The organism is Flavobacterium anhuiense (genome assembly GCF_004151235.1).
In the GTDB taxonomy this organism is placed as follows: domain Bacteria; phylum Bacteroidota; class Bacteroidia; order Flavobacteriales; family Flavobacteriaceae; genus Flavobacterium; species Flavobacterium anhuiense_A.
Genome location: NZ_JUIV01000006.1, coordinates 159,955 through 186,025, shown reverse-complemented (window position 1 = coordinate 186,025; position 26,071 = coordinate 159,955). Strand labels below are relative to the sequence as shown.

General features: G+C 41.0%; 21 protein-coding genes. 13 read left to right on the top strand and 8 right to left on the bottom strand.

All coding sequences use genetic code 11. The features are described 5' to 3' along the window. Window positions 1-186: 186 nt before the first annotated feature. On the bottom strand, window positions 187-411 hold the full coding sequence (xseB, locus tag NU08_RS10240; protein WP_242502532.1) for an exodeoxyribonuclease VII small subunit: 225 nt from the start codon (window positions 409-411) through the stop codon (window positions 187-189). Continuing rightward, window positions 371-1,807, bottom strand: coding sequence for an exodeoxyribonuclease VII large subunit (gene xseA / locus NU08_RS10235; RefSeq protein WP_129747024.1), 1,437 nt, complete (start codon window positions 1,805-1,807; stop codon window positions 371-373). The genes xseB and xseA overlap by 41 nt, the downstream gene beginning before the upstream one ends. A gap of 181 nt (window positions 1,808-1,988) precedes the next feature. Here xseA and NU08_RS10230 point away from each other — a divergent pair, with 181 nt between their 5' ends. After that, the gene (locus NU08_RS10230; protein WP_129747023.1) at window positions 1,989-3,512 is read left to right on the top strand and encodes a hypothetical protein; all 1,524 of its coding nucleotides are present in this window, start codon (window positions 1,989-1,991) and stop codon (window positions 3,510-3,512) included. Window positions 3,513-3,631: 119 nt separating this feature from the next. Here the strand turns inward: NU08_RS10230 and NU08_RS10225 are convergent, their stop codons facing one another. Next, entirely contained in the window at window positions 3,632-4,885 is a 1,254-nt protein-coding gene (locus NU08_RS10225; RefSeq protein WP_165352446.1) for a ComEC/Rec2 family competence protein, read from the bottom strand. A gap of 557 nt (window positions 4,886-5,442) precedes the next feature. On the opposite strand from NU08_RS10225, the gene NU08_RS10220 reads away from it, so the two are divergent. From NU08_RS10220 to NU08_RS10205, 4 genes are read left to right on the top strand one after another with little or no spacing between them, the layout of a single operon-like run. Next, window positions 5,443-5,829, top strand: a complete 387-nt coding sequence (locus tag NU08_RS10220; protein ID WP_129747021.1) for a single-stranded DNA-binding protein — start codon at window positions 5,443-5,445, stop codon at window positions 5,827-5,829. A 41-nt stretch (window positions 5,830-5,870) separates the two neighbouring features. Next, window positions 5,871-6,230, top strand: a complete 360-nt coding sequence (locus tag NU08_RS10215; protein ID WP_129747020.1) for a hypothetical protein — start codon at window positions 5,871-5,873, stop codon at window positions 6,228-6,230. 27 nt (window positions 6,231-6,257) lie between these two features. Further along, entirely contained in the window at window positions 6,258-6,647 is a 390-nt protein-coding gene (locus NU08_RS10210) for a PcfK-like family protein (protein WP_129747019.1), read from the top strand. After that, window positions 6,644-7,957, top strand: coding sequence for a PcfJ domain-containing protein (locus NU08_RS10205; protein WP_129747018.1), 1,314 nt, complete (start codon window positions 6,644-6,646; stop codon window positions 7,955-7,957). Before NU08_RS10210 ends, NU08_RS10205 begins: the two co-directional genes overlap by 4 nt. 481 nt (window positions 7,958-8,438) lie before the next feature. Here the strand turns inward: NU08_RS10205 and NU08_RS10200 are convergent, their stop codons facing one another. Continuing rightward, window positions 8,439-8,687, bottom strand: a complete 249-nt coding sequence (locus tag NU08_RS10200; RefSeq protein ID WP_129747017.1) for a hypothetical protein — start codon at window positions 8,685-8,687, stop codon at window positions 8,439-8,441. A gap of 382 nt (window positions 8,688-9,069) precedes the next feature. Here NU08_RS10200 and NU08_RS10195 point away from each other — a divergent pair, with 382 nt between their 5' ends. From NU08_RS10195 to NU08_RS10160, 8 genes are all read left to right on the top strand, one after another. Continuing rightward, on the top strand, window positions 9,070-12,327 hold the full coding sequence (locus NU08_RS10195) for a PAS domain S-box protein (RefSeq protein WP_129747016.1): 3,258 nt from the start codon (window positions 9,070-9,072) through the stop codon (window positions 12,325-12,327). Between the two features lie 47 nt (window positions 12,328-12,374). Then, the gene (locus tag NU08_RS10190) at window positions 12,375-12,767 is read left to right on the top strand and encodes a response regulator (protein WP_129747015.1); all 393 of its coding nucleotides are present in this window, start codon (window positions 12,375-12,377) and stop codon (window positions 12,765-12,767) included. Window positions 12,768-12,840: 73 nt separating this feature from the next. Beyond that, on the top strand, window positions 12,841-13,080 hold the full coding sequence (locus NU08_RS22310; RefSeq protein WP_165352445.1) for a hypothetical protein: 240 nt from the start codon (window positions 12,841-12,843) through the stop codon (window positions 13,078-13,080). Between the two features lie 29 nt (window positions 13,081-13,109). Next, window positions 13,110-13,493: a DUF421 domain-containing protein gene (locus NU08_RS10180; RefSeq protein WP_129747013.1), complete on the top strand. Its 384-nt coding sequence runs from the start codon at window positions 13,110-13,112 to the stop codon at window positions 13,491-13,493. A 701-nt stretch (window positions 13,494-14,194) separates the two neighbouring features. Beyond that, window positions 14,195-14,632, top strand: coding sequence for a thioredoxin family protein (locus NU08_RS10175; RefSeq protein WP_129747012.1), 438 nt, complete (start codon window positions 14,195-14,197; stop codon window positions 14,630-14,632). Window positions 14,633-14,672: 40 nt separating this feature from the next. Further along, entirely contained in the window at window positions 14,673-15,566 is an 894-nt protein-coding gene (locus NU08_RS10170) for an FAD:protein FMN transferase (RefSeq protein ID WP_129747011.1), read from the top strand. Window positions 15,567-15,619: 53 nt separating this feature from the next. Further along, complete coding sequence (locus tag NU08_RS10165; RefSeq protein WP_242502535.1) at window positions 15,620-15,796, top strand: DUF4266 domain-containing protein; 177 nt, start codon at window positions 15,620-15,622, stop codon at window positions 15,794-15,796. A 17-nt stretch (window positions 15,797-15,813) separates the two neighbouring features. Next, the gene (locus tag NU08_RS10160; RefSeq protein WP_129747009.1) at window positions 15,814-16,998 is read left to right on the top strand and encodes a DUF3570 domain-containing protein; all 1,185 of its coding nucleotides are present in this window, start codon (window positions 15,814-15,816) and stop codon (window positions 16,996-16,998) included. A gap of 761 nt (window positions 16,999-17,759) precedes the next feature. Here the strand turns inward: NU08_RS10160 and NU08_RS10155 are convergent. From NU08_RS10155 to NU08_RS10140, 4 genes are all read right to left on the bottom strand, one after another. After that, entirely contained in the window at window positions 17,760-18,890 is a 1,131-nt protein-coding gene (locus NU08_RS10155) for an efflux RND transporter periplasmic adaptor subunit (protein WP_129747008.1), read from the bottom strand. A 1-nt stretch (window position 18,891) separates the two neighbouring features. Continuing rightward, the gene (locus NU08_RS10150) at window positions 18,892-23,268 is read right to left on the bottom strand and encodes a CusA/CzcA family heavy metal efflux RND transporter (RefSeq protein WP_129747007.1); all 4,377 of its coding nucleotides are present in this window, start codon (window positions 23,266-23,268) and stop codon (window positions 18,892-18,894) included. 81 nt (window positions 23,269-23,349) lie between these two features. Then, window positions 23,350-23,727: a hypothetical protein gene (locus tag NU08_RS10145; protein ID WP_129747006.1), complete on the bottom strand. Its 378-nt coding sequence runs from the start codon at window positions 23,725-23,727 to the stop codon at window positions 23,350-23,352. A 344-nt stretch (window positions 23,728-24,071) separates the two neighbouring features. Next, the gene (locus tag NU08_RS10140) at window positions 24,072-25,619 is read right to left on the bottom strand and encodes a recombinase family protein (RefSeq protein ID WP_129747005.1); all 1,548 of its coding nucleotides are present in this window, start codon (window positions 25,617-25,619) and stop codon (window positions 24,072-24,074) included. Between the last annotated feature and the right edge of the window lie 452 nt (window positions 25,620-26,071).

The window sequence follows — 26,071 nt, the reverse complement described above, 5'->3', positions numbered from 1 at the left end:
CTTTTTAGTTTTTTTTGTTTGATCATTATCAATGCAAAAGCCCAGTGCTGTTATCAGCGGCTGGGCTTTTGTACGTTTTTAGGCTTGTATCTCTCCTGCAGAACGGTATTCGTTACAGGCGTTTGATCGGCTTATATCTGATACTATAACGCCGGAAAATGCCTTTTTAGTATGCAGGCGCCGTCTTTACTCCTTCGGGTTCTCCATTCCGCTGATGATTTTGGCCACTTCCGCCTCGGTGGATTTTAGTTTTGCCTGGCAGAACTCGATGAGCTCGGATGCCCTTTTCACTTTGGCCGCCAGCTCGTCCACAGAGATGCTCTCATCTTCCATTTCTTTTGCAATCAGGGCCAGCTCTTTGGCTGCTGCCTCATAAGTCAGTGTGTTTTCCATCGTATTGTATTTTTTCATTGACCGTACTTTTAAGTATGGCATCTTTTAGTACTATCTCTATTTCCTCTCCTTCTTGTATGTTCTCAGCCCCGTTTGCAATTTTGCTGTTTTTACGTATCACGGCATACCCTCTTTTCAGCACATTCTGCGGGGACAGCAGTTTTATGGTTTTCCGGTGATCCTCCAGCTGGAGTTTTCGGCTGCGCAGGTACTGGACGGTAAAGATCTTCAGGCTGCCTTTTAAATATTCAAGGTCGCTTTTTTGCTGCTGGATGATGCGCTGCGGCCTTTGCAGTGCTTTTTGGGCACTCAGCAGCAGGTTCTGCCTTTCTTTCGCCAGCAGGTTTCGGCTTGCCTGCGAAATATGCTGCTTTTGCAGCACAAGCTCTTCTTTCTGCGCGGCGATCAGTTCCCTTGCATTGTGGCTGACCATACTTTTAAGTTCGCTGAGTTCTTTGTAATATCGGAGGAAAAGCTGCTGCGATTTCATGGCTATGGTCCTTTGCAGGGAGAGGATGTGCTGCTCAAAACTGCGGTTGTGCGCTATGATGAACTCCGCCGCCTTGGTCGGGGTTTTGGTATGGGTATGCGCCATAAGGTCGGTGATGCTGACGTTTTTCTGGTGTCCGATTCCGGTGATCACTGGAATGGGTAACTTGGCGACAGCCCTTCCGATATTGTAGTTGTCAAAAATCAGGAAATCGGACTGCGATCCGCCTCCCCTTGTAATGACAATGGCATCGTAAGAAATACCGGTGTTGTAGACCTCGATAAGCTTGTTTAGGAACAGCTTGGCGTTGTTGTCGCCCTGCACGACTGTATGATAGTCATCGATCTGAAAGACATACCCGAAATCGTTATGCTGCATCGTGTGGCGGAAATCCTCGTTTCCCGCAGAACTGCTTGAAGAGATTACCGCCACCCTCTGGATGACCGCAGGAAGCTTCAGACGGCTGTTGAGGGTGGAATACCCCTCGCCTTCTTTGTGTATGAAATCATTCTCTCTTGTCAGCCTTGCCAGTGTGGCATTGCGCTGCTGCTCCAGTATGCCGAGCATGAAATTGCTGTCGATGTCCAGAAGGTTCACCGACAGGCCATACAGGGGATGGTAGTCCACGCTCACCTGCACCAGCACATGAAGGTTGTTGCTGAAGCGCTGTCCGGTTGCGATTTCAAAATCAAGGATCTTCAGCGCTCCGGCTCCCCACGACTTGCCCAGTATTTTGGCTGTAATCGCGCTGCTGCTGGCTGATTTCTCCACCAGCTCAAAGTAATGGATCTTCTTGTCGGCCTTGAAGGAATGGTTGGTGATATCAGCCACAACCCAGTACGTCTGTCCCTTGAAGCGGGAATTGATCGTGTCCTGGATCTGGTCGTTGAGCTGTGAGAGTCTGATATACTGTTCGGGTCCCATAATTGCTGTTAGCCTTTGCAGGGCGTACTTTTCATTCTCTGCTAAGATACTACTATAGTGCGAAATCTCAAAATACACCTGCCGCTGCTTTGAACAATTATTCTGACAATATAAATTCACTATCTTTGAAATAACTATTCGAGCACAAGCACAAGGTCTTTAAATTAAAAAAATCATACTCTTGGAAAACAGCATTCCGGCAGATATCCTGAAACTCTTACGCAACACAGCTTTAATCAGCGCAGTAACACCGTATGCCACCAAACATATCACAGATAGGAAAATCGAAGGAATACTGATCATAGAGGTGGACAGTATCAACGAACCTGTCACTTTTTCCAACTGTCATTTTGATGATGTTTTCATAAAGAACACAACCATGGCAGACAGGGTGGAATTCAGGCACTGTTCCTTTGAAAAGGAATTCATCGTTTTTGATATTGAAGGCGCTGGACTAATTTTCAACAACTGCCTTTTTCATCAGGGGCTTACCATAAATCACTGTAAATTAAAATACCTTACGCTTTCCAAAACAGAATCTACAAATGGCATCACTATAGAAGGCGGCTTTATTCAGGTTCTTGACCTCAAGCCGTTAAATGAAAAAACGCAGATTTCTTTATCGGGTAAATTTCTCCTTGTAGATACGCTGGCCGTCGATTCTTCTTCAGGTGCAACTATTTTTGCGAAAAAAGCGGTCATCAACAATATCAGCCTTTCTGGCTATTATAATGTTTCCTCACGGCTTGATTTCAATAATATCATCAATAAAAAAATAGAATTCAATGATCTCAATAACGACGGTAAATTCTATTTTTCCAAACTAAGGCCGGTCGGGGTCAAAAGATTTACAGACCAGACGCTGGAAAAGTATATCAAGGCATACAGCGAATTTGACAAAGTTCATCATAACGAGCTGCAGATTGTGCACGCACTCTACAGAAAAGGCATAAGCACACTGGAAATTTACAGCGGCTACCACCCTGTTTTAAGATTCAGGGAATTTATAGAACAGAACTACTATACCGATTTTCTGGAGTATTACGATGACCTCTCAGCAGAATTTACCATTAACAACTCCTCTGCAGGCATATTGGAATTAAAAAGCATAATGTTTGAAAGATATGCATTGAAATTACTTAACTCCGACCTGTCTGCTGTTAAACTTATAAATTCCCAGATTCCAGATGTCAACTCCACAGATGATTTTCTGAATTACTATAATATATACAATGACCTGTACTCTTCAGCCGCTAAACAGAACAATACTAAAGATAAGGCGGAATACTACCGGATTTCGCAGCTCTATCTGTATAAATATTTCAGATACGAATCAGTATCTGACCAGCGGCATAGAGGATCGCGTTTCTCAATCATCGTCTCAAAATTTTACAGCAGCCACGGCACTAACTGGCCTCAGGCCTGTATGGTCACAGTTTTAATGTCTTTCCTGTTTTTCTGCTTTTTTACAGCCAGCCTTTCAGCAGTTGGCCTGGATGTAAGCATAACAGGAATCAATACCTTCCTGACCAATTATCTTCCTTTCTTTCCACAGTTTTTAAATCCGCTGCACAGGATTGATTTCATGCAGGATATCGCAGTCTTGGGTGCCTGGAGCGCCTTATTGGATTTCATAGCAAGGATAGCGGTCAGTATTGGCATTTTTGAAATCGTCAGGTCATTCAGAAAACATGTAAGACAGTAGTGCACAAAGTGAGCAGTACAATTCCACACTCTATTGCCTTCCTGATTTAAACATAAAAAACACCGCTGAATTCGGCGGTGCTGCCCTTTGGAGAATTTAGAATCTAATGAAGCAGCAGGCTAGAATCTTGATTCAAAACTCTTGATTTCCCAGCTGCTGTTGCCTTCGTTTAAAACAGCGCACAATATCTTATTGCCATCGGTGCGCACGTTCACCAGTCCGTAGACAAATTTATCTGCAACCCTTAATCTGGATAAGGAAGTGGTCTTGTCTTCCGCATTTAGTCCTCCTGATTTGGTTTGCTTATAGGATACCTGTATCTTTTTTTCGTCTAAGAGGTTCAAGTCAAAAATATTTCCCTGATGTTGGTAGTCTTTATAGCTGACCCTGTAGGGATTCCCGATTTTAAGGCTTCTGGAGATCTCCGTGCTGTAGATCATCGGCGTGAGCAATTTGTCACCTGAGATTTTTCGAAAACCTGTTGCTCCCGATGCGCCGACTATATTAGGCCTTGGATGGGCATGCGTTTCATCATCTCCCGAGGAGATAATGGTGGCTGCAGCCTGCACGTACTGCAGGAAACTATACGAACAGTCATCACTTCCATGATGGCAGGACTTCACCACATCGGCTGCCAGTTCCTGGGTGCTCCCCGCCAGGGCTTCCAGTATATGCTGCTGGCTTTTCTGGTTCAGATCGCCTGTGAGCAGGATTCTGCTCCTACCGTAGTCCAGCCTGAGCAGTAATGAATTCCCATTGGTATTCTGGGAAGGGCTTTTAAAGTCTTTCAGGGCCGGCTGTCCCTGCACAGTGGTTTCGATCGGACCGAGTACTTTTATCGACAGCGGTTTCTCTTTTTCATACCCTGGCAGGTGGCCGAAGTCTTTTTTGGGATTGTAGTACAGCCTTTTGCATTCCGCCTGCGTCGTTTTGATGCATTCCATAAACTTCGCCCACTCTCCCTGAAGTTTGTATTCACCACCTTCGAGGCCTGCTATGATGGAATTGCGGTCATCCAAAAGCGATTTGATATATCCGTTTTCGATCTTTCCAAGGCTTCTCTGCCCATCCTTGGTCCACCAGCCTGCCCCCGCATGATAGAATTTCTTGATCTCAACGCTTGTGCAGTCCAGTTCGGCATTTTCCGCCGCATTGATCAGGTCCCACAGACCGCCGTAATGGTCTGCATCGCAGTGGCTGCAGATCATCTCATCGATAACGATTTTCTGCTCCTTGTAATCGATGGCAAACTTCCAGTCCACAAAATCGGCGACGCTTTTGCCATGGGGCTGCATCTTTCGGGTATAGCCCCCGTCAATCAGGATATGCTTGCGGTCAGGGGTCACGATCAGTATGCCGTCACCCTGTCCCACATCAATGAAGTAAACCTCCTAAAGCGGTTTATCCCCAAGGTATTTGGGGTCTAGATACCCTGACGGCGCCCATCTGCTGTGCACGCGCAGAAGGCCGTTCTGGGGTACGGGGTCAAGGATCTCTACACGGTCTCCCCAGAGCAGTTCGATAAGGACATCTTCGGCATCGCTTGCTTTATAGACTTTCGCTGTTTCTGATTTAAGGTATTTGATCGTTCCCATAATTTTCGATTGGTTAAGAGGTTGGTTTTCAGTTAAAAAGACCCTCAAATCTACAGCTTTGCATTTGTTTTTAGCTGCGTATAAATACTGATTTTCAAAGAATTATATAAAAATCTTCCAATTCAAAACGGGTTAAAAGGGCAGCCAAAGTAGTGTCCGCCCTCACCTGCATGCGCATAACGGCTCCCCGCCGCCCTTCGGGACTTATAGCACTCCGGCTCCTTGCGCCCACTGGTTCTTTGCTTTCTTTTTTCCCGTTTTTTCTTTTGAAAAATTTGCGTTTCGGACGACGGGGAAAGAAAACTCGAACAAGTATTCACTAAAAATTTTATGTCATGGAAATCACAGGACGAATTGTAAAAGATGCCTCAGTTTTTAAAGTAAAGCAAAACCGTGAGGTGGTAAACTTCTCCATAGCGGTCAACGACAGCTACAAGCCCAAAGGAAGCACCGAAACCAAAAAGATTGTAACCTATATCGACTGCTCGTATTGGCTCAGCGCAGGACTGGCGCAGTGGCTCAAAAAAGGGACTTTGGTGCAGCTCTTCGGGCGCATCGGGCTGAATGTCTATATCGGAAATGACGCCCAGGCGCACGGCTCTCTGACCTTTCACACCTCGGATATCAAGATACTGGTATTTGCCCAAACGCAGAATAGTGCGCCTGCACCCGCCCTCAAAAAGCAGGAGGAATCGGAGAATCCCGACGACCTGCCTTTCTAGACTTTTCAAGCCAATTTTTATACACGCCTAAATGAAATATTATGAAAGCCTTACAAAAATCTTCTTATTCCCAGTACCGTGTAAGCGATGCCTTTAACCAAATCATTCTGCGAAGCATCACTTCCTATGACGGAAAACGCAAAGAACAGCTCAAATCCTTTTTCCTTGACCTGCAGAGGGGCGGGTGCATCAGCGGGATGATATCCGAATTTATCTACCACGATGACTGCAGAGCATTTTACATCGAACATATCGATGACCTTGAAAATATAAGAGCCGAACTCGAACAAGCCATCGGCGAACCGATCGAGAACCGTTTTCAGACCCTGCACTACACTTTTGTGTGCTGGCTCTGCTTTGAGGAATACTGCTATGACCTCTATTCAAGGCTCTTTGAGTGAAAATTTTCAATCTTAAATCTCTTCATTATGAAAGCTTCTGAAAATTTTAGAAAAGCCATAGAGAATTATCTAAGCACTTTGGCGCAGGGCGATACAGCCTTTGCGCCACACTACGCCAAAGCTTCCAAGAATCTGGAGAGCTGTCTGAACTACATTTTCGGCGAGGTCAAAAAAACAGGTTTCTGCGCCTTTGACAATCAGGAAATCTTCGACATGGCAGTCAGATACTACACCGATGATTCCATCGGCACGCCCGCCCCTGTTGCATGCAGAGCCGTGGTGCAGACCCCTGCGCCCGCCGACCTGTTCTCACAGCCTGCAGCCCCTGCTGTGCCTATGAGAACCGAGCCTGTTCCAACAATAAAGAAAGACGTAAAACCTGCGGTGCAGACCGCCCTGACACTCTTTGACCTATGATACCCAAAACCATCATCGAAAAGCAGTTGACGGCGCTGAGCGCCTCACTTGCACCCATTAGAGAAGAGATATTTCTGTGGGCGGAGCAGAATATCTTTCTCAAATGGGGCGTATTGTCACGCTCCAAATTTTGCTGTTTGGAATGCGCCCACGTATGGAAACCCTCTTGTGCAGATACCTGCGCCAAGTTCACCACCTGTCCTGCCTGCGCAGGAAAGCTCAAAATGATGCCCTACAATCAGGTGCATTTCAAGGAAACCGAATACTTTGCCGTAGTGGAAACCTGTGCGGGGTTTCAGGTGGTGCGTATGGTTATTGCCCACAAGCACATGAAAAAGAATCTCGCCCCGACCTATTTCCACAAAGAGGTCATGCAGCATTGGATAAGTCCCAAAGGCGACGTGCGCACCCTTGCGCTCTCTACCAATGTATTTTCAAGCACCCACGATGCTTGGAAATTCTACTCCCCGCTCGAAATAAAGCCAAAAGATTTCACCCGAAATGCCAAGTTCTATATCAATCCTTTCAAGGTCTATCCGAAAATTAAAGTGCTTCCAATCTTAAAACGCAACGGTTTTAAATCATCAGTTTATGACATTGCACCCCACCTGCTCTTTGCATCGCTGTTGTCCGACCCCATTGCAGAAACCCTGCTCAAATCCCGTCAGCTGAACCTTTTGCAGTACTATCTCGGCGCATCACGCCAAAACATAAAACGCAATTGGCAGGCAGTCAAAACGGTCATTAAAAACAATTGCAAAATTTCAGATGTGCAGATTTGGGAGGATTATTTGGAACTATTGCGCTATTTCGGCAAAGACCTTTCAAACCCTTTCTTTGTCTGCCCTGAAAACCTGCATGAAGCGCATGACCGCTTAGTGAAAAGAAAAAGGGATCTGCTCAGAAAGAAAAAGCTCCACGACCTTCGCCTTCAAATCGAAAAGGCGCAGAAAAGGTACTCAAGCGACAAGAAGCGCTTTTTCGGGCTGTCCTTTCAGGAAAAAGACTTGAGCATTTCTGTGATAGAAAACGTAAGGGATTTTATGGTCGAGGGCGACGAACTGCACCATTGCGTGTTTACTAATGAGTATTACAGCAGAAAGGATTCGCTGATTCTTTCGGCTAAGGTCGCAGAGAAATCCGTTGAAACCATTGAAATCTCCCTGAGCCGTATGGAAATATTGCAGTGCAGGGGCATGCAGAACGAGCCCTCAAAATATCACAAAAAGATTCTAAGCATGCTTTCCGAGAACCTGTGCCGGATAAGGGACAGGATGAAGAAAAAGAAAGCAAAAAAAGAATTGGCTTGAGCCGGCAGTATGCCGGTTTTTTTTTTTTGGCGCGCAGACACTGTAAGGCATCATTTCCAGTCGGAATCCTGTAAATTTTAAGATGCCCTGATATAACAGCCTTCATTTGGTTTTAGGCTATCTTGCGGGATGTTGAACTGATCTCACCTTAAACTGGAATTATGATGCTATCCTACTTTCTGACAGGCTCGCTGCGTGACCATGACAATGATTTTGAACTGACCATCCGCCAAAACGGTGCGGATGTCCATAACCCTGAGTACATCCTAAGGCTCGAGGACCTCACCTCGCCCGAGAAGCTCTGCTGGGAATCGCTCCCGGCGGGTTTTGCGGACGCCCTTTCGGGGCTCAGCGATTTCGCGGGAAGAAAAACGCATCCGCTTCTATGGCAAAAATGCCACCTCTTCACCTGTGGATGCCCAGATCGACCGACAGCTCCAGGAGTTCATCTACCAAAATGCGCCCGGACATTTATAGCCTCTTATGAAAGCATCTCGGCGGCATCAATGAGGTTTTCATCACTGATGAATGCCCTGATGTAATCCCGCACCTCGGTGCCCCTGTCCGCCTCGGTCTCGAAATAATTGATATGGTACTGCTCGTCCTTGTCAAGGATGTGGATGATTTCCGTATAGCCTTTTGAAATAAGGCTTCCCTTGAGTTTTAGGATCGTATGCTGCTGTCTGGCATCCAAATCTTTTCTCACCTTTAGTTGTATCGCTTTTTCCATTGTGAAAAATTGCTGTTTTTTTGTTTATTCCTCAACCAAATTTAAATATTTAGACCATATGCGCATCAGCGGAATGTGTTAAAAAATGCAGGAAGGCTGCAAGGTGAAAATTTTAAAACGCCGGAACGTAATTGTGTAAAACGGCCTGAGTCCAAAAGAGTACTTTTAAAAATTATATAGGTTGAATAGCCAAACCACAGCCTCTTAAAAGATATCTAATGGAATACGAAAAACATCATTATGCGCCTGAAGGGCTGGGAGAAGATGCAGAACAGGAAGAAGAACTTCTTTTTCATCAAAACGACTGGAAAAAATAAATTGACTACTTTTACGGAAAACCAATGGCAGTCTCCGCTCGGAATTCCTGCCCAAAACCACAGACTTGAACCAAGACCTTACCACTTCAGACTACTACTTCCTTCAGAACGGAGGAGAATCCGCCGAGCTTATTAGAAATATTGACTGGAAAAGCCATTCTTTGGGCACGCCAGACAGCTGGCCTGAAAATTTGAAAAATACCATCGCCACCATACTGTCATCAAAATTCCCGATGTTCCTCTGGTGGGGAGACGGCCTGATCCAGTTCTACAACGACTCCTACCGCCCTATTTTCGGCAAGGAAGGCAGACATCCCAGAGCCATGGGACAGAAAGGCATCGAATGCTGGACTGAAATGTGGGATTTTATCCATCCGCTGATCACAAAAGTATTGACCGCCGGGGAAAGCGTATGGTATGATGACCTGCTCATGCCCATCCTGCGCAACGGTAAAATGGAAGAAGCCTACTGGACTTTCAGCTACAGCCCCGTCAGAGATGACGACCGCAAGATAAAGGGCGTGCTGGTAATCTGCAATGAAACCACCGAAAAGGTAAACAGCAGCATCCAGCTAAAACAAAACAGGGATGAACTCGAATTTGCCATCAATGCGGCTGAATTCGGGACCTATGACCTTGACCCAAAAACACGCCGTTTCTCCGCCAATGCAAGGCTTAAGGAATGGTTTGGGCTCAAAAACAATGAAGAGATAAAACTGACCGCGGCATTTGAGGCTATAGCAGAGAAGGACCGCCAGCGCGTCGCTGATTCAATCAATACCGCCCTTCAGTACGAATCAGGCGGCAGATATGATATCGAATATACCATCATACATCCAAAAACCAGACAGCCCCGTATAGTGCGTGCCCTTGGAAAAGCATGGTTTGACGGCAATAAGCAGGCATACCGCTTCAACGGCACCGTGCAGGACGTAACCCAGCACAGGAAAGCCGCCGATGAACTCCATAAATCCAGACAGCTTACCGACCTTACCATTCAGAGTATGGGGCTGGGGCTGTTCAGCGTGGACTACGGCGCCAATACCCTTGAATATTCACCAGAGTTCAGCATGATCCTCTGCGGCAGCTTCAAACCGGGGCTCAGCAGGAAGGAATTCCTCAAGTACGTGCATCCTGACGACCTGCACCTGAGGGGCAGCGCCATTGAGAGCGGGATGGAAAACGGTACCTTTTACTACACCCCTAGGGTCATCTGGGATGACGGAAGCGTGCACCGCATTGCCGTATCGGCAGCCCGCATCATCAATTCCGATGGGAAGACCGCGGCTTTTTCTGGAACCGTTGCCGATATCACCGAAAGGGAAAACAGCCGTCTGGCACTCCAGCAGGCGGAATCAAGGCTTGAGAAAACAAAACGCGAGGCAGACCGCCATTTCAAGAACGTGACCGACAGTTCTCCTACCGGATTATGGCTCTCCAATGCCGAAGGGATGATCACCTATTTCAATAAGACCCTCATCGACTTTACGGGACTTCCCTATGAAGAGCTGCTGGCAGGCAGATGGACCTGGGTCATCGCAGAAGAGGACTACGGCAGGACAAAAGAAACATATATAAAGGCCCTTGCCGAAAAAACGCACTTTGACGTTCTTTTCAGGGCAAGAAAAAATACGGGCGAGCTCATCTGGTGCCGTGCCGCAGGAGACCCTTTCTATGATACCGACGGGCAGTATGGCGGCTACGCCGGCTTCTGCATGGATATTGATGAAATCATCTCCACAAGGCAGGCGGTAATTGAAAGCCAGTACAAGGTCACTGCCATGATCGAACAGTCCCCGTTTGGGATCTGCCTGTTCACCGGCTATGATATGGAAATTGAGATCGCCAACGATATTATGATAGGATACTGGGGCAAGGACCGGTCTGTGATTGGACAGCCTTTTCTGCAGGCAGTGCCCGAACTTATCGGGCAGCCTTTTATGGATATCCTACGCGAAGTGTACCGCACCGGGGAAACCTATTACGGCCACGCCATGCCGGCGGACCTGAAGCTCAACGGGAAAATCAGCACCTATTATTTTGAATTCACCTATGCCCCTGTAAGGAACGCCAACGGCGAGGTATACGGCATCATGGATATTGCCACAGATGTCACCGAGCAGGTGATCGCCTCCAAAAAACTCGAAGAGGTCCGAATGGCGCTGAGTGGCGCCATCGAACTGGCAGAACTATCTACCTGGACCCTTGACGCCCAAGACAAGACCATAACCTGTTCAGACCGTTTTAAAGAATGGCTCGGACTGGAAAGCAATACAGCGGACCGAGGGGAGTTTCTAGAGCGTATCAGCGAGCCCTACAGGCATAAGGTGGTCGAGGCGCTTCAGGAGGCGCTCAGCGGCTCAGCGGAGCATTTTTATGATTACGAATTCGAGATCGTAAACCAAACAACGGGACAGCACCGCATCATCCACGCCAATGCGCAGGTGCAGTTCGGCAACGAAGGACAGGTGGCTTCCCTGAGCGGTACCGCCCAGGATGTGACCAAGCAGAGGGAACTCCAGCAGGAACTGGCTTTCAAGGTAAAGGAGAAGACAGCAGAACTGCAGTCCGCCAATGCCGAACTGGAAGCCAACAACAAGGAGCTCTCACAGTTTGCCTACATCGCCTCCCATGACCTGCAGGAACCGATCCGCAAGATCAGCGTCTTTACCGATATGATGAGAAGCAACCTGGAGAAGAATCCCCTGAAGGTACATTTCTACATCGACAAGATCATGTCATCCTCCAGAAGGATGGAAAACCTCATCAAGGACGTGCTCCAGTTCTCGAAACTCTCCAATATTGCGCAAGAGTTCGAACCGGTAGATCTTAACGATGTACTGACAGATATACTGGCTGATTTCGACCTGATCATCGAGCAGAAAAATGCTGTGATCCAGATCGGGCAGCTTCCTGTTGTGCAGGCCATACCGCTTCAGATGTCGCAGCTTTTCGGCAACCTGCTCTCCAATGCCCTGAAATATACCAAGCCTGACGCGGCTCCTCGCATCAGCATTACGGCATCAGCGATGCCGGAATCCGAAAAGAGGCTGCATGCCTTGGATCTCGAACTTGAATATGTAAAAATAGAAGTGCGCGACAATGGGATCGGATTCTCCCAGCAGCATGCCGAACAAATCTTCAATATCTTCCAGCGCCTGCATGGAAATGACCAGTTCTCGGGCACGGGAATCGGCCTTGCCATGTGTCGCAAGATCATGCAGAACCATAATGGGGAGATCACCGCTTCCTCACAGGAAGGCATCGGAACTGCCTTTACGGTCATTATGCCGGTACAGCACGAAAAAATCGGGGGATTGTAAGAAAGTGGCGGGGAAAACAGTATATTTACATCCGCTTATACTAGATTATGAACACCATTTTTTTGATTGACGACGATCCGGACGACCGCGAGATTTTTCAGGAAATCCTCGAGCAGGAACATCCGTCGATTATATTCCAGCAGGCCGAAAACGGATCTGCCGCCTTCGGGAAATTAAAATCGAAAGGCTTTTCCAAACCAGATCTTATTTTTCTTGACCTGAATATGCCCATTATGGACGGACGCGCGTTCCTGCAGCAGATCAAAAAGGAAACCTCGCTGCAGGATATTCCGGTAATTATTTACAGCACATCCTCCAGCGAAATAGACAAAAAATTTGCAGCCGAGAACCATGCCGCCCAGTTCCTCACCAAGCAGTATTCCATAGAGCTGCTTCGAAAGGACCTCAATGCCGCGGTGGAAAAATTTCTAACGGTTTGACATATAAAGGGAAATCCCAGTTCAGGGCTTCCCTTTTTTATTTTCATGCACAGGATTACAAAAGCCTTTCAAAATGGATCGGAAGATCATGGATGCGCTTTCCAGCAGCATTGAAAACAGCATTGGCAATCGCCGGGAGCATTCCCACAACGCCGATCTCGCCTACCCCTTTTATCCGCAGACCGTTTATGAACTTTACTGCGTTCAGGGAAGTATAGGACCAGTTGCCATGCATCATAATTTGGATCTCCACTTAAAAAAGCATGAGCCTTTTTTCCGTCTGGTGGCCGCTGGCAATGATATAGTAGAGTGACATTTGACAACAATAAAAAAGCAACAGTAATGAAAGAAATATTTTTCTATGACTGGCAGAGTATAATAAGAGCGGCAGCTACAGCTGTCACTGCATTTATTGTACTATTCCTATTTGTTAGAATTTCCGGAAAAAGAACCCTTGAACAGCTCAACGCTTTTGACTTCATTGCTTCGATTGCACTCGAATCTACTCTCTCCGATATTATGCTGGCTATGATACCAATAGCTGAAGGTGCTGTCGTAGTGTTCCTGATTATTCTGCTTCAGTATATTTTCGCATGGCTGGCAAGATCTTCAACAAAAATGGAAAAGCTTATAAATACCGTTCCCCGGATTGTTTTTCATAATAACATGTTCCATAAAGATACAATGGCGCGCGAAGCACATCAATTTCAGTGCTATGTAAAATAGGCTCCCATTTTAGGGATTCTTTTACTTCCTTTCTTAAAATGTCATTATTCTTTTTCATGGCGCTTTTTAGTTTAAAAAATTAATTCAGTGCTGCAGATCGAACCTCTACAGCAAACATCCTTTTTGTGACAAAAAAAAAATTGATTAAAGAATATGGGAGGGAAAATGATCTTCATCAATCTTAAAAATGACTTGAACCATTATTAGAGCGAAACCTTTTTTATCACAAAAAGTCAAGGCTTTTCTTTAAATTATTTAAAATCTAAGTTTTAGTCAAAAATCGTAGCACAGCAAATTATAAAAGCAGAAATTCAGATAAAGAATAATCAAAGAAATCAAAATTCTACTAAGTCACATGCTGTAACTGGATGTTACTCAAAAACTGAAAATAAAATTTAGAATCATTCTAGTGGAATTACCCTAAAACGAAAGGTATTTTGAGTTAATTTTATTTGGAAAAACAATCAAAATGAATGTTATTGAAAAAGACCTATTAGAAGGCAGTTCTTCTTATTTGCAACCGGGGTACTTAGCAATAGCGATGTCAGCATTGTCAGGTTATATTTTGGTGTTAAGATCCCAAAAGGCAGAATGTGCCTTTTAGCTAATTAAAAAAATTAATCCAATCTTAAGCAATAAAAAAAAATAAGACAGCTAAGAATCCGTTATTTCGTAAATATCTAAAAAAACTAAACTCTGAAATGAAGCTGATTACCTTGTTCCTTTTATTGACAACAGCAATTACCATAAACTGGGAACCTGATTTTAATAATGCTAAAAAAATTGCAAAGGAAAAACACGAATTGATTCTATTGAACTTCTCCGGCTCAGACTGGTGCGGCCCATGTATTGTAACACGTAGAGACTATTTTGAAAGCGAAGTTTTTACTGCCATGGCAAATGAAAATCTAGTGCTTGTCAATGCTGATTTTCCGAGAAAAAAGAAAAATATCGGAACTCCTGAGCAGATTAAACGAAATGAGGATTTAGCAGAAATTTATAATAAAGATGGAAGTTTTCCTTTAACGCTTCTTTTGGATGCTGATGGCAAAGTAATCAAAACCTGGCATGGAAAACCAGAAACTGCTCCTGAACAATGGACTGCCGAAATAAAAGCGATCTGTGACAGCCATAAATAACATATCAAATAAACAGAAATATTCAAAATCCCTGAAACTTATGGGGAACAACTTTACTATAACAGTTGTTGCAGTGAATGAAAAAACAGGAAATGAATATATTAATCTGGCCATTGAAGAAATCAAGCGGATTGAAAAACTATTGACTACCTATAAAGAGGATAGCCAGACGAATCAAATCAATCAGAATGCAGGAATCAAACCCGTCAAAGTAGATTTGGAAGTTTTTAATCTTATCGAAAGATCTATCGGAATCTCCAGCATAACGCAAGGAGCATTTGATATTTCTTATGGAAGCATTGACAAAAGCCTTTGGAATTTTGACAAATCTATGACTATACTGCCAGATGCTGAAACAGCATTAAAAATGGTACATCTTATTGATTATCGAAATATTATCCTTGATAGAGAAAACACAACCGTATTTTTAAGAGAAAAAGGAATGCGTATTGGTTTTGGAGGCATCGGAAAAGGATATGCCGCAGAAATGGCAAAGCAGATTCTTATCAAACATAATGTACAAAGCGGCATTATTAATGCCAGCGGAGATCTTTGCGCTTGGGGACTGCAGCCGAACGGTAAAAAATGGACAATAGGCGTGGCTAATCCTGATGCGCCAAATGCGGCATTTTCTTATATGGAAATATCCAATAAAGCAGTGGCTACATCAGGCAACTATGAAAAATTCGTGACCATTAATGGGAAAAAATATTCGCATACTATTGACCCAAAAACCGGGCTTCCGATAACTGGAATAAAAAGCGTAACCATTATCTCTTCAAATGCAGAATTTGCAGATGCAATGGCGACTCCAATTGCTGTTATGGGAATTAAAGCTGGCTTGTTTTTAATAGATCAGATACCTGATTTATACTGCATAATAATTGATGATAACAACAAAATTTACACATCCAAAAACATCCGTCTAAAATGAAAAGGGCAAAGCGAAAAATTCTCGTATTGTTATGCAGTACTGCTTTTAATGGCATGCTGCTTACCTCCTGCACCTCTGTAAAGGAATACCAAAAGGGAAAACTCAACGATTCTGAAATGGTGCTCTCCAACAGGAAAATCGAAAAAACGGAACTTAGTTTCCAATCCTACCGCGAGGGAGCTTCCGGGGCGAATTCAGGAAAAAGCGGTGGTGGCTGCGGCTGCAACTAATACTCAAAAGCTTAAAAATGAAAAGGGTATTCATAACAGGATTTGCTTTATTGGCATTATTTCAGACAAGGGCTCAAAATGCACCAACTGATTCTACCAGTTACAAAAGCAAAAAATTAAAATTGGAAGAAGTAAATTTAGTGTCAAGCTACTATAAACAGGATGGGAACAATTCTGCAGTTACAGGAGGAATTGGTTCTGAACATCTTACAGATATTGCCAATACCATTGATGTAAAACTGGTTAAATACGGAGAGACAGGAATCAAACATACTTTTGATATAGAAGCCGGAATCGATCATTATACCTCCGCCTCGTCAGATATGATTGATTTGAGTGCAAATTCATCTGCTTCATCTTCAGACAACCGCTTCTATCCTTCTTTGACTTATTTTAGAGAAAATGAAGAAAAAGGCAGAACTCTTGGAATCGGCGTTTCTTCATCGACAGAATTTGATTATCAGTCATTTGGAGGAAATATCAGTTTCTCTCAAAAAACAAAAGACAAAAACGGTGAATTTACTGCCAGATTTCAGACTTTTATTGATCAGCTTAAATTAATTGAACCAATTGAACTCCGTGCTCCTGGAAGCGAAGGTTATGATAGTGCCAACAGGAATACTTTTGCTGGAACCTTGAGTTACTCACAGGTCATAAACAAAAATTTACAGGTCATGATTGTAGGTGATGTTATCAGCCAAAACGGATATTTAAGCCTTCCTTTTCACAGGGTTTATTTTGCAGACGGTTCTGTTCATCAAGAAAAAATGCCAGACACAAGACTAAAAATTCCATTGGGAATAAGAGCAAGCTATTTCTTAGGTGATAATTTGATTATCAGGGCATACTATAGATATTACACTGATGATTGGAGTATCAAAGCGCATACTGCTGATCTGGAGATTCCTGTCAAATTAACTCAGGCATTTTCATTGAGTCCTTTTTACAGATATTACACCCAAAGCGGAACCAAGTATTTCAAACCTTACGGAGAACATACTGCAGCCGATGAATTCTATACCAGCAACTATGATTTATCAAAGTTTGACAGCAGTTTCTTTGGAATGGGCATGAAATTTACACCTCCAAATGGTGTATTTGGTCTCAAACACTGGAATACTTTGGAGATTCGTTATGGCCATTATGCTAGGACTACTAATATGGCTTCAGATATTGTCAGTATTAATATAAAATATAGATAGCCAAAGTTAAAAAATTCCAGCACCAATAACATTCCTGTCCTAAACAAATATGATATTTATTTAGGATAAAGATTTATATAATTTATTATTTGAATCAAATTCTTGTAATAATAAATCAACTAAACTTATAGATTTTAATTTAATAAATATTCTTTAGAGGTTCAATTATATTTTTAAAATAGTCTTTTAGCATTTAACTTCTACGATACATACAAACCGCTTCTAAATAAAAAATTAAAATAATCACCTTGCAAATTCACCTGAAAATATGCTAATTTCTTTAAATCATTCATAAAATGGTTTGTAAATTGCTCAGTAAGGTCATTTAAGGAGACAACTAGCAAATAGTTGTCTCTTTTTTTATGCCCTAATACGTAGATTTTTCAAGCCTTCACAGCATAATATTTGCGGTTCGATTTTTTCACAAGAAATTCTTAGTCTGTTTGAAATAAACAGTGTTAAACTGGCGCTATTAGAGATTTAATCGAAGCTGGACGATCGTTCGAAATCCCATTCAAGATATAGGATTTTTTCTCTTTGGTTTATCATAATTTTTTGATATTAAATATTGTTGTTCAACTGAGTTTAAAAATTGATTTACTTCTCTTTTAAATATAATTGTTGCTCGACTAAAGCAAAAAATTGTTTTATTTTCCATTTCTATGCAAAAGGATAACTAAATAAAACGAAACCCCCAGTAAAGCTTAATTTTACTGAGGTTTTATTGTTTAAGACTAAATTTGTAATGAGAAATTTATGAATTATTGTTCATCTTGATTCATGGCAGACATCAATAAAGTGTAGGCATTTTTCACAACGATTTTAGAAGAATTATTTAACTCATTTGAAGCAACCTGACAGAAACCTTCGTTTTTAACTCCAGACTTCACTTCCACCATTTGAAACTGATTATTACCAATATCTATAAAAACATAAAATTTGCCCTGCCAGCGCACTACAGCATCTTCAGGAATTGTAAGAGCTTTTTGATTCCCTACTTCAACTTCGGCATTGATAAACAGCCCAGGCAAAAGTGACGGATTATAAACATTTACTTTACAGATAATTTCTGCAGCACGATCGCCATTTAAACTTTGATTGATAAAGGCAATTTTTGCCGGGTATTTTTTAGTATCCGAATTATTGGCGAAAGCCATAACGGTCTGTCCCACAGATAAGGAAGCAACATCTTTTTCAAAAGCATTTAGAGTCAGAACTATGTCTTTTTTGTCAATCAATTCAAAAAGCATATCGGTTGGATTTACATATTTCCCCACATTGACATTCACTTTTGATACCAAACCGTTTATTGGTGAAATCACCTTTATCGTATTGCTAATTGTAGAAACCGTAAGCTTTTTTGGATTGATTCCCAATAAAGTGAGTTTATGCTCCAAAGAAGACATTGTAATACGCTGTGTTCTCATTTCGGTAGTAATCTGCTCCAAAACCTTATCACTGCTCGCTTTGTTTGTATTAAGTTCTTTCTGCCTTTTATATTCATTTTGAGCCAGTTCAAATTTTTCTTTCGCCATAAGATAATCCTGCTGCAATTCAATAAACTGCATATCTTCTAATACGGCCAAAACTTGTCCTTTCTGCACATTCATCCCCGCAATCAAGTTCGTGCTTTTTACATATCCTCCTAATGGAATGCTGATGCTCACAACACTTTTTGGAGGAACAGTAACAGTACCTTGCAGCTGTAAAACTTCTTGTATGTTTCTAAGCGTTGGATTGCCTGTTTCTAGTCCTGCGTTTTTAACCTGTTCGGTAGTTAATTTTATAACCGATATACTTTTATCCTCGGCATTCTTGTTCTCTTCATTTTGCTTCTTTCCGCAAGAGATCAGTACTAATGCGCTTGCAAACGCTGAAATATATTTTTTCATTTTAAATATTATTAAGATTTTGCAGTGTAACAACTGCTTTATTATAAGCATCCAATGCGTCTAGATATTCACTTTTAATTGTAATGGCTTGATTTACTACTAAAACCCATTGCAAGTAATCGATATCTCCATTCTGCAATTGGCTGCTTGAAGCTTCGATAATGGTTTGAGCATTTTTTAGTCCGTCCGTTTCATAATACGCCAAGCTTTCTTCGTATTTTTTCAGCTCGCGATCTGCATTTTCAATATTAGTTTTTACTTCTATTTTTAAAGCTTCAGACAACTCTGCATAACTTTCATATTCTGCTTTTGCCGCTCTTTTTCGTTCAGATTGACTCGTGAAAAAAATAGGGATCGAAAGTCCAGCATTTATGTAATTAAATCTTTGTGAACTATCATAATAAACTTCCTGACCTGAAGTGTTAGTTTGAGTTCCGATAATACTTAAATTATTATAACCTAAAGTAATTTCAGGAAGCATTTTGGCACTTTCTGTCTTCCATCTCCATTTGGCAGATTCCGATTCAAATTGCGAACGCTGAACAGCAGGAAGATTTTCTGTTTTTAAACTTTCGATTGAAGCTCTATCTAAAACTGCTTTTAGCTTTTGCTTTTTAGGAGCATGTTCAACTTTATCTTGAAGAATAGCATTGAATGAATTTAAAGCAATTTCGATATCTCTGTTTACCATTACAAGTTGATTGCTGTAGAATTGTCTCGCAGATTGCGAAGCGCTTTTTTCTAAAACATTGGCTTCACCTGCTTTAAATCTTAAATCTGATTTCTTTTCCATGATTCTATAAATGGAATCGGCATAGACCAAAAGTTCTTTTTTGCTGTTCAGCCACAAATAATTGTAATAAATAGTCCGAACTCTCGTTTTAATTTCCTGAGAAGTCAGCTGCACTTCAGCTTTTGCTTTATTAAAATCGGCTTGAAATGCTTTTTTCTGATTGCTGTAAACGGTAGGAAAAGCAAAAGTCTGGCTAATTCCAAATCTCGTGTCTTTCTTTACGCTGTTAAACTGTCCGTAATCGGCATCGATTTGTGTCTGCGGAAGATTATATCCTGTTTTTTGCAAATGGCCCTTAGACTGTTCGTTTAATTTTGCCGATTTAATCGTTCTGTTGTTTTGAATCGCAATTGAAATAGATTCGTCTAGCGAAATTGGTAATTCTTGCGCATTTGCTATGTTACCAATAAAAAGAATGCTCAATAAAATGGTTAGATTATTCATGTGTTTTTTTCTTTTTTGAGAAAACCCTTTAGCGTGAAAAGTCATCAAATAAATAGCTGGAAGTACAAAAAGAGTTAAAAGTGTTGCTGTTACCAATCCACCGATTACCACTGTCGCTAGCGGACGCTGTACCTCTGCTCCTGCACCATTACTTAAAGCCATTGGAAGAAATCCTAATGAAGCCACAGCTGCGGTCATTAAAACTGGACGTAATCTATTTTTGGTTCCTAATAAAATAATGTCAAAAGGATCTGTGATTTCCCCGTGTTTTTGAATTCGGTTAAACTCGGAAATCAAAACAATTCCGTTTAATACTGCAACTCCAAAAAGCGCAATAAAACCAACTCCTGCCGAAATACTAAAAGGCATATCTCGCAAGGCTAAAGCAAACACACCTCCTATTGCAGATAATGGAATGGCGGTAAAAATGATTATTCCTTCTTTAAACGATTTAAAAGCAAAATAAAGCAAAGCGAAAATCATCAATAAAGCGGCAGGAACTGCAACTCCCAATCTCGCTTTTGCCTGCTGAAGATTCTCAAAAGCTCCACCATAAGTGACATAATAACCTGGATCAAATTTAATCTGCTGATTTACTTTCTGCTGTAATTCTTCCACAATTGACTGAACGTCTCTACCTCGAACATTAAATCCGACAATGATTCTTCTTTTGGCATTTTCTCTCTGAATTTGGTTTGGCCCTTCAACTTCATCTACTTTAGCCACTTGATAAAGCGGAATCTGCATTCCTGATGGTGTTGCAATCAACAGATTTCTAACGTCTTCAATACCTTTTCTTCCGTTGTCTTCTACACGAATCACCATATCAAAACGTTTTTCACCTTCGTAAATACTTCCTGCAACAGCACCTGCAAAAGCGGCGTTAATTGTTGCATTCACATCAGCAACACGCAAACCGTATTTCGCCATTTCTGCCCAATTATAATCAATTACGATTTGAGGCATTCCAGTAACTTTTTCTACGTATAAATCGGCTGCACCTTCAACGGTTTTACTTATGTTTCCAAGTTTTTCTGCATATTCAGAAAGTTTCTGAAGATCTTCTCCATAGATTTTACAAACCAAATCTTGTTTTGCTCCTGTCATTAATTCGTTAAAACGCATTTGAACAGGAAATTGAAATCCAGTTGTAACTCCTGGAGCAACTTTTTTTACCGTTTTAGTCATTTTATCAGCCAATTCAGAAAACGAAGAAGCGCTTGCCCATTCCGATTTGTCTTTTAGAACAATAATCATATCTCCACCTTCAATTGGCATTGGATCGGTTGGAATTTCAGCACTTCCAATTCTGGAAACTATTTGCTGAACTTCTGGATATTCTTTTTTCAATTCCTTAGAAATTTTCGTGATGGTTTCAGTAGTTGTTGAAAGATTGGTTCCAAGAAGTAAACGGGTTTCAACGGCAAAATCTCCTTCTTCCAACTGCGGAATAAACTCTCCTCCCATTCTTGCAAACAATAAGACTGCGATTCCGAAAAGTACAAATGCTCCAATGACAATCGATTTTCTAATGCGTAAAGCTTTCGTCAGCCAACCTTCATAAGCATTTTCTAATCTTTCCATAACACGGTCAGAAAGATTTTTTTTATGGCTGATTTTTTTGCTTAAAAATAAAGCACTAACCATTGGCACATAAGTCAATGATAAAATGAAAGCTCCTAAAATGGCAAAGGCAACAGTCTGCGCCATTGGTTTGAACATTTTACCTTCAATACCTTGTAAAGAAAGAATTGGCAAATACACAATCAGAATGATAATTTGTCCAAAAACTGCTGCGTTCATCATTCGTGCGGCCGATCCTGTCACTTCTTTATCTATTTCTTCTTGCGAAATAGAATCTATTGCTTTGTATTTTTTTGAGCTGTGAAGATGATGCAGAATGGCTTCTACGATAATAACAGCTCCATCTACAATTAGTCCAAAATCTAAGGCGCCAAGGCTCATTAGGTTTCCGCTTACGCCAAAAGTATTCATCATAATAATGGCAAAAAGCATAGCTAATGGAATAACTGAAGCTACAATAAAACCGGCTCTTAGATTTCCAAGGAATAAAACCAGAATCAGGACAACGATTAAAGCACCTTCAATTAAGTTTTTTTCTACTGTTCCAATGGCGTTGTCTACCATTTTGGTTCGGTCTAGAAAAGGCTCAATTTTTAAACCTTCTGGAAGAATTTTTTCAATTTCGGCTATTTTGTCTTTTACATTAACAATAACATTATTGGCATTTTCTCCTTTCAGCATCATAACAATTCCGCCGACAGATTCTCCGTATTCGTCCGTAGTCAATGCACCATAACGAATTGCCGAAGAAATCTTAACATCAGCAACATCTTTTACTAAAATTGGAAGTCCGCCTTGTGTACTTTTAACTACAATATTTTCAATATCTTCAATACTTTTAGCTAAACCAGTACTTCTGATATAGGAAACCGTTGGCCCTTTCTCGATATAAGCTCCCCCAGTGTTTTCGTTACTGCTATTTAGAGCTGTAAAAACTTCGCTGATGGTTAGATTTTGAGCTTTCAATCTGGCAGGATTTACTGCAATTTCATACTGTTTTAATTTCCCTCCAAAAGTTGAGACATCTGCAATTCCTGCTGTTCCTAAAAGCTGTCTCCTAATTGTCCAATCCTGAATGGTTCTTAAATCTTCAAGAGAATATTTCTCTTCAAAGCCTGGTTTTGGCTTTAAAACATATTGATAGATTTCTCCTAAACCTGTAGTGACAGGAGCCATTTCGGGTCTGTTGGCATTTCGATCGATTTCTACCTGTTGGAGTCTTTCTGTTATCTGCTGTCTTGCCCAATACACATCGGCATCGTCTTCAAAAACAACACTTACTAATGAAAGTCCGAAGCGAGAAATACTACGGCTTTCTTTAAGATGCGGAATATTGCTGATCGCCTGTTCAATCGGAAAAGTGATCAGTCTTTCTACGTCTTCAGCTCCAAGGGATGGCGCTGTTGTAATAATTTGCACCTGATTGTTTGTGATGTCCGGCACGGCATCAATCGGCAACTGGGTAACCTCATACACGCCATAGACAATCCACAGCAGTGTAAAGATTCCAATTGCCAGTTTGTTCTTAACTGAGAACTGAATTACTTTATTAAGCATAATGTATTAATTGAAAAAATAATAAATGAAGAGCTCGAAACAATACGTTTCAGCCACTTCAATAAAAATTTTAAAAAATAATTATGCGATTGGAGGTCTAAAAAGGGAAAGCAGATTTGGATCTGAAAAAAGATCAGATCTATAAGTTGGTATTTTTGATTGTGGTATCTCCGGATTGAAAGGAACCGGAAGTAAATCTTTGTCCTCTAAAATGAAGACAAAGTGTACTGAACTGCTGTTTATTGTTTTAAAGGGAAGTTGCATGTCACGGTCTGAGTCATTGTCTTTTAAATCTTCTCCCCAATAATGCATGGACAAGAAATCCAAAAAACTTAAGTCCATTAATTGTTTGTGCTCTTGGTAATGCTGCATTAATACAGGCAATTTATAAAACTGCTGCACAAAACTGCTGTTGGAAGCTATTAGAAAAATAAATATGTAGACAATCTGTTTTCGCACGAGGCAAATTTAACATAAATTATTATTATTTCTAACTGCCAAAAATTATTTAAAAATATAATAACTTACAAATTGATGTTTTTTAAATAAAAAATTTAAAACTGCTTTAATGGTTAAATTTGATTGGGAAATTTTAAAAAATATAATCTAAATTCACTTGTAACAAGTTGATTTCCTATTAGTTTAAAAATTTATATTTAAAAGTTTTATAAAATGTTATTACAATTTTGTTTTAGCATTTTTTAACATTTAACCCTAACAGGATATATAAACCGCTTCAAAATAAAAAACAAAAATAATTATTTTACAAAATCACTTGAAAATAAAATAATTTCTTTAAATCATCATAAAATGGTTTGTAAATTGTTCAGTAAGGTCACTACTCGGGACAAAAGAAAAATATCATCTTTTGTCCCGTTTTTTTTTGCCCGTAATCTATTGTTTACCAAATAGATGCAGTTGACCATTTCATTGATTCGGGCGGTGCGGATTTTCTTTTCTTCAAATGTGAAATTTTCAGGAAAAATTAAACCAATCATCTCCCTAGAATCAGCTAAAGTCCCATTTTCAAAGGTCTCGCCGAGTTTTATAAGGTTTTCCAGTCCTGAGTTCGTTAACTGCTCTATATTAGTCCTATCATCCTCTACATTTCCAATCTCTTTTTCCAGCTTACTTATAACAGCATTGTACTCCGCTTTCATGAGATTATAATCTTCAGGATCTATTTTCTCTGTAACCAGCAAATTTCTGGCAACTGATAATTTCTTTTCATAAACTGCAATCTGCTCAAGGGATTTCTTCTTTTCATTGGCGACCACACCTGTATGCTCTCTGTAAGCTTCAAGCAGAACTGCCGTGTATAATTTCTTTACTTCTGCTAAAGGTTTTAATTTATTTAAATGTTCTTTAAATATTTTATTAACTACCTCTGAGTTTATTCTCCATCTGCAATCCTTATCACAATGATAATAGTAATAATATTTACTTCTTCCTTTGCATTTGCTTCCTGTTAATTTCTGACCGCACTGCGGGCAAAGAAAAAAGCCCCGCAAGAGAAAGTTCTCAATAGTCTTAATTTTCGGTCTGTATGTTCTAGCTTTACTGTCCAGAACATCCTGTACCCGATAAAATAATCCCTCGCTGACAATCGGCTCATGCTGTCCATTGACCCATTTTTCTTCTTCATCCTTGTATTTGGGCACAACTATCTTCCCGCAGTAGAGCGGATTTCTTAGAATTACCCATAAATTGCTCTTAGATAAGACAAGCCCTTTATCTTTTGCCATCTGGTAAATAGACTCGGTGCTAAAAACATTTCTTGCAACCTGTTCGAATATCCAAATAAGTTTTGCCGCTTTTTCCGGCACAATAGCAATATATTTCTTTCCATCCTCAGTAATCTTATTTGCATATCCATAAGGCGCCATTCCCATGTGCCTCCCCTCCTTCTTCCCGCGTCTAAGACCTTGAAAAGTATTTAATGCCCGACGGTCATTTTCAACCTCGGGCGCAGCCAGATAAAAGGCAAGCATCATTTTATTTTCTGGAACACTTAAATCAAGCGGCTGTTCTATAGCCTGTGGTTCTACACCCAATTTTCTTAAAACATTGATCATTTGGTAAGCATCACCGGCATTACGACTGAACCTGTCCCACTTCATAAAAAGCACCATGTTGATTTTATTCTTGTATTTTTTCAAATCAGCAAGAAATTTTTTCCATTGAGGCCTGTTGAAGGTCTTTACCGAATGGTCTTCATATATTACATTACGTATCTGTATATGGTTTATACTACAATACTTTCTCATCATTTCCTCCTGATTGCGCTGTGAGAACCCTTTCTCTGCCTGCTCATCCGTACTCACTCTAACATACGGGTCTAATATATGCATTTGTCTTTTGAGATAATTCGCATTTAATCAGTTAAAGCAACCGTCTGTTTAGCTACAAGATCCAAAATGAATTGTGTATTGCAGCATTTTGCATATCAGTTATTAGAAATAACAATATCAATCCTTTCGATGCGAAAAACCTGATTTGAAGCAATAGAAACATCACTCCGTCATGAAGCCGTAATGGCTTTGACCATATTTGAATGCAGCATCAATGCTGCAGTTTATAGAAATATAATATAGGGCAAAGACAAAAATTTTTGTTGTTTATTTCTTTGGGACATGCAGCTTTACATGTTTATTGAAAAAAAAATCTTCTCAAATTGCGCACTGTATAATTATACTCTAAATGTGCAAAGATTCTCTATGAATTCGGCTTATATAAAATATTCTCGAACATCCTCTTGATATAAGTAAGCTGGTTTTAACTTGTCATTTATTTTAAAGTTAAT

Excerpts from the sequence above, each read along its gene's own strand:
- xseB (WP_242502532.1), bottom strand. The coding sequence starts at position 411 with ATGAAAAAATACAATACGATGGAAAACACACTGACTTATGAGGCAGCA.
- xseA (WP_129747024.1), bottom strand. The coding sequence starts at position 1,807 with ATGGGACCCGAACAGTATATCAGACTCTCACAGCTCAACGACCAGATC.
- NU08_RS10220 (WP_129747021.1), top strand. The coding sequence starts at position 5,443 with ATGGAAATCACAGGACGAATTGTAAAAGATGCCTCAGTTTTTAAAGTA.
- NU08_RS10215 (WP_129747020.1), top strand. The coding sequence starts at position 5,871 with ATGAAAGCCTTACAAAAATCTTCTTATTCCCAGTACCGTGTAAGCGAT.
- NU08_RS10210 (WP_129747019.1), top strand. The coding sequence starts at position 6,258 with ATGAAAGCTTCTGAAAATTTTAGAAAAGCCATAGAGAATTATCTAAGC.
- NU08_RS10205 (WP_129747018.1), top strand. The coding sequence starts at position 6,644 with ATGATACCCAAAACCATCATCGAAAAGCAGTTGACGGCGCTGAGCGCC.
- NU08_RS10200 (WP_129747017.1), bottom strand. The coding sequence starts at position 8,687 with ATGGAAAAAGCGATACAACTAAAGGTGAGAAAAGATTTGGATGCCAGA.
- NU08_RS10190 (WP_129747015.1), top strand. The coding sequence starts at position 12,375 with ATGAACACCATTTTTTTGATTGACGACGATCCGGACGACCGCGAGATT.
- NU08_RS22310 (WP_165352445.1), top strand. The coding sequence starts at position 12,841 with ATGGATCGGAAGATCATGGATGCGCTTTCCAGCAGCATTGAAAACAGC.
- NU08_RS10180 (WP_129747013.1), top strand. The coding sequence starts at position 13,110 with ATGAAAGAAATATTTTTCTATGACTGGCAGAGTATAATAAGAGCGGCA.
- NU08_RS10175 (WP_129747012.1), top strand. The coding sequence starts at position 14,195 with ATGAAGCTGATTACCTTGTTCCTTTTATTGACAACAGCAATTACCATA.
- NU08_RS10170 (WP_129747011.1), top strand. The coding sequence starts at position 14,673 with ATGGGGAACAACTTTACTATAACAGTTGTTGCAGTGAATGAAAAAACA.
- NU08_RS10165 (WP_242502535.1), top strand. The coding sequence starts at position 15,620 with ATGCTGCTTACCTCCTGCACCTCTGTAAAGGAATACCAAAAGGGAAAA.
- NU08_RS10160 (WP_129747009.1), top strand. The coding sequence starts at position 15,814 with ATGAAAAGGGTATTCATAACAGGATTTGCTTTATTGGCATTATTTCAG.
- NU08_RS10155 (WP_129747008.1), bottom strand. The coding sequence starts at position 18,890 with ATGAAAAAATATATTTCAGCGTTTGCAAGCGCATTAGTACTGATCTCT.
- NU08_RS10150 (WP_129747007.1), bottom strand. The coding sequence starts at position 23,268 with ATGCTTAATAAAGTAATTCAGTTCTCAGTTAAGAACAAACTGGCAATT.
- NU08_RS10140 (WP_129747005.1), bottom strand. The coding sequence starts at position 25,619 with ATGCATATATTAGACCCGTATGTTAGAGTGAGTACGGATGAGCAGGCA.